The 4,040-nt window shown below is 41.8% G+C and carries 5 protein-coding genes; 2 read left to right on the top strand and 3 right to left on the bottom strand.

Annotation, left to right across the window (positions count from 1 at the left end; genetic code table 11):
- A partial coding sequence (locus H6S82_RS21635; protein ID WP_242057061.1) for a DNA sulfur modification protein DndB occupies nucleotides 1-403 on the top strand: 403 nt, incomplete at its 5' end.
- 47 nt (nucleotides 404-450) lie between these two features.
- Here the strand turns inward: H6S82_RS21635 and dndB are convergent.
- Genes dndB through H6S82_RS21620 form a run of 3 tightly spaced genes read right to left on the bottom strand, consistent with a single transcriptional unit; the run spans nucleotide 451 to nucleotide 2,060 of the window.
- The gene (dndB, locus tag H6S82_RS21630; protein ID WP_199315064.1) at nucleotides 451-1,515 is read right to left on the bottom strand and encodes a DNA sulfur modification protein DndB; all 1,065 of its coding nucleotides are present in this window, start codon (nucleotides 1,513-1,515) and stop codon (nucleotides 451-453) included.
- Nucleotides 1,516-1,573: 58 nt separating this feature from the next.
- Nucleotides 1,574-1,852: a hypothetical protein gene (locus tag H6S82_RS21625; protein ID WP_190461122.1), complete on the bottom strand. Its 279-nt coding sequence runs from the start codon at nucleotides 1,850-1,852 to the stop codon at nucleotides 1,574-1,576.
- Complete coding sequence (locus tag H6S82_RS21620; RefSeq protein WP_190461120.1) at nucleotides 1,821-2,060, bottom strand: hypothetical protein; 240 nt, start codon at nucleotides 2,058-2,060, stop codon at nucleotides 1,821-1,823. The genes H6S82_RS21625 and H6S82_RS21620 overlap by 32 nt, the downstream gene beginning before the upstream one ends.
- A gap of 323 nt (nucleotides 2,061-2,383) precedes the next feature.
- Here H6S82_RS21620 and H6S82_RS21615 point away from each other — a divergent pair, with 323 nt between their 5' ends.
- Complete coding sequence (locus tag H6S82_RS21615) at nucleotides 2,384-3,865, top strand: DGQHR domain-containing protein (RefSeq protein ID WP_347339526.1); 1,482 nt, start codon at nucleotides 2,384-2,386, stop codon at nucleotides 3,863-3,865.
- Nucleotides 3,866-4,040 lie beyond the last annotated feature (175 nt).

The raw sequence follows: 4,040 nt of genomic DNA, 5'->3' as shown, positions 1-4,040 counted from the left end.
CGACGCTCTTCCGATCTCTGAAGCTTTGGTTATATGCCTAAATCAGTTTTTCTCGGAATGCAGAGATACGCGAGATATTTTTGAAACCAACGTTCAAGAATTGACAGTTGAAGAAGTGGCTGCATTTAAGGAAAATTGTATTTTGGGATGGAGCGTTGGTCTAGAAATTCTAGGGCGGCTGTTATACTGTATCTATGACAAAGAAAACAATTATTTTATTGATGAAAAAACTTCAGAAATAGCTCAACTTGATTGGGCCAAAAAAAGTCATCTTTGGAACGGGAATGTTGTTTTATATAACCCAAATTCTGAAAATAAAAATAAGTCTTACAAAATAACAGCAAATGCTAGTGGGATAAGAATAGCAGTCAATACGGCAAAAGCTCATCTGGGATGGATATAATTAACACATCTGCGTTCATCTGCGGTTTAAAGAAAGGGAATTCTCCATCACTCATCCGCAGCTAGTGGCAAATTCAATCGCTTTTTAATATAAGCAGTCATAAAATTAACGCTGCTGCGGGACTGAGAAATGCCACTTTTAGACAAAACCTTCCCTTCCCAATCTACATTAAAACGCGACCAGTCAATTTGTGCCAATCCAGCAAGATGATTTTCCCAGTTATCTGGATAAAGGGAGAGGAGTGTTGCGCCTGTTGCGCCTAATGCGGTAAGCGCGGTGGGGTGAGAGTGAATGTAGTCCCGTCGCATTTCGCTGGCGCTGACTTTTTTGTATAAAACTTGTTGCCAATCTGGTATATTGCTGCTAACAGTATTCCAGAAACGTACTGCAATTGCGATCGCACTCTCCCATTCCCCATCCCGATGATTAGCTAAAAAGGCCAGATTAGCATTATATATGCTGTTGAGTGTGAATAGTTTACTGGAACGGGTGGAGAGGGTACTGCGATCGCAATCTGTCAAACTGCGGAAAACTGCTACTTGCTTGACAACTTCTCTAACTATTTTAGCATATTTATCTCGATTATCGTACAAGATATTTAAAGAGGGGTCGGGATGCACTGGGTAACGATTGAGGTCGGCGAATATTTGTTGCGATCGTTCCAGTCCGATATCTAAGAATATAATAAGTGCGATCGTCTCATATCCTAATTCTGGATTTTCTTTCAGCGCCATTTCTAACGCCGCTTTTCGATGTTGTCCGTCATTAATAATCAACTTTCCATCCATCGGCACGCGCAAGCGACCAATTTTTCTGCCTTCCGCTTCCGTTCCGATAGGTTCAAAGGTGATATCCGCATCAATTGATGCGGTGATTGCCGAAAAAATATAGTGCTTAGGATTGTTCACAATATATTTAGCAATTTCTGGCACTCGTTGGCGGTTGAGAGTGCGCTTTGCCCTCATCTCTGGCGGCGTTTCCTGTTCATCTAATGGAAAAAGTTTCGGCAACAATCGCACGGGACACATAGAAACGTAGTATTCCCGTCCTGACTGAATTCCCCGAATGACTGGTAAAATATATTCAAAAGATGGAGAAGAAATTTTAAGCATTTTCGCTCTCTTCTTTCAGTTGAATTTGTGCTTGTGTCATGGTTATATTTTCCTTAAATTACTCGCTGCGGCGGATTAAATAATCTAAAATGCGTTCTTGTCTCTCTTGTGCTGCTAGTATAGATGCCTGCATTTCTCTCATTTGTTCTTGAGTTTGTGCTATTTGCGCTTGAGTTTGTTCCAGTCGCACTTGACTTTGTTCGAGTTGCATTTGTCTCTCATCACTTTGCATTTGTCGTAATGTAAGTTCTCTGATTAGGTCGGGGTCGGTCATCATTGCTTGTCCTCGCACTAATTCAGAGTTATTAAACGCAGTTTCCTCCTGGTATCGTCCCATTCTCTCGACCAAGTTGTTTACCCGCCCGGTGAATTGGGCCAAAGCCGATCGCAATTCGTTCATCTGCTTCTCTATCCGCTACCGTTTGGGCCGTAAGCTGGGTGAGGGCCGATCGCAATTCGCTAGTATCTTCTACCGTGCGTTCTAAAATTGCCTCAATTCGGTCTAATCTGGTGGAATTGCCGTTATTGCTTGGTGTCTGTGTCATCGTTAGCGATCGAATGAAATTTTCTTATGACATATTGACATAATAGCTAAATTGTGCATCACCAATTCCATCTCCATTATCTTTATTATTGCATATCCATATATTTTTAAAAACAATATTGACTAAGGTATTTTTTACCGCTAGTCTTAAAAAACAGAAGCCGAATTTCTTCAAGAAACCGGGTTTCTGAGGAGTCCCGTCCCATTCCCCAACCATGAACAGCGCCAGCAACCCTACACCAGACCTCGCCAGTCAAATCCTGGAACGAAAAGCAAGCCTTAGCACTCCTTTTAGACCGATTTTTGAGCCGAAACGACCAAATTTTGGTACAAAAAATCGAAATGGGAGGAACGGAAGCATACATCGGTTCTGTCACCCTAGAATGGTTTTCCAGTCGCGTTCGATTTGCATCGCGCCTACCGCTTTTCCGTCCCAAATTCAATCCCGATACCCAAAATATTGAAATTGATGCAGAAACGATAGAAGAAATTCAACAACGACCTTTAGATTGGTCGCGTCAAGCAGCTTTGGCGCAGTATTTAGCAGCGCGAAAACATCACAAATTCCCACCAGTTTTAGTAGTCATAAATCAACCGTGGGTAGACAATCCCAAATCTGCGGAATGGAGTACAGAAGGAAAGGCAATTAAATCTACTGCTGATTTCATGCCATTAGATAAAGATGCGAAAGTCGGGTTGTTGAATGTCTCCGATGACGTGACAATTTTTGCTTTGGACGGTCAACATCGTCTCATGGGAGTGCAGGGATTAATGGAGTTAATTCAAACCGGCAAACTCCAGCGATATAAAAAGGATAAAAAAGCAGCCGGAAGTTTTATTACTGTAGATGATTTAAGTGAAGAGTTTCAAGTTGATTCCTCCTATTTACAAAATTTAGCCAAAGAAAAGATAGGCATTGAATTTATTTGCGCTGTCGTTCCGGGGGAAACTCGCGAAGAAGCGAGGCGGCGAGTCAGGTCGATTTTTGTTCACGTTAATTTGATGGCGGCACCTTTAACAAAAGGACAGTTAGCGCAATTAGATGAAAATAACGGTTTTGCGATAATTGCCAGAAAAGTTGCCGTTACCCATCCATTGTTAAAAGATAAACCAAGTCGCAATCCTCGCGTGAATTGGGATAGCGCTACAGTGGCAACAAAATCAACGGTTTTAACCACGTTGCAAGCGTTAACTGAAATGTCAGAACGCTATTTAGGGCAAAAATTTCCGCACTGGAAACCGTCGCAAGATAAAGGTTTAATTCCTATGCGTCCCGATGATGAGGAACTGGAAGAAGCTTTCGAGGAATTTCACAAATTGTTCGATAATTTAGCAAATTTACCGAGTTACCAAAGATTGGAATCGGGAGAGGAAACACCGCAATTGCGCCGCTTCAGTTTTGAGAAAGATGGCGGGGAAGGAAACATGATTTTTCGTCCGGTGGGACAAGTAGCTTTGGCGCAAGCTTTGGGAATTATGATATTTCGGAAAAAGATGCCGCTGAAGAGTGTTTTTGATAAACTTCGCAAGTTCGATACGGATGATGGATTTAGTAATATGGAGTATCCGGAGTCGCTTTGGTACGGTGTTTTGTACGACCCGAACAAGAAGCGGATTTTAGTTGCGGGTAGAGATTTAGCGGCGAAATTACTCGTGTATATTTTGGGTGGAGTTGATGATGATTTAGAACGTGCAGAATTGCGTCAGGCGTTGGCAGAAGCGAGAACTTTTGAGAATAAGGCGGTCGGTTTTAATGGTAAATTTGTACAACCGAGAGAAGTAGGTTTACCGGTGATTCTTAGTTGATTTTATTTTACCACAGATGAATACAGATGAACACAGATGAACACAGATGAAAGCTATTTATTCAGTAGGTTGGGTTGGGTTTATTCAACCCAACCTACACAAGAATTATTAACTTGGGATCTGAATCAATTCTGTTGTTACAGGTAAATGATCTGACCCAGTTGTCGGTAACACT

It is taken from the genome of Planktothrix sp. FACHB-1355, from assembly GCF_014748295.1.
Classification (GTDB): Bacteria; Cyanobacteriota; Cyanobacteriia; order Cyanobacteriales; family Aerosakkonemataceae; genus Aerosakkonema; species Aerosakkonema funiforme_A.
This window is presented reverse-complemented; position numbering and strand designations above follow the sequence as displayed.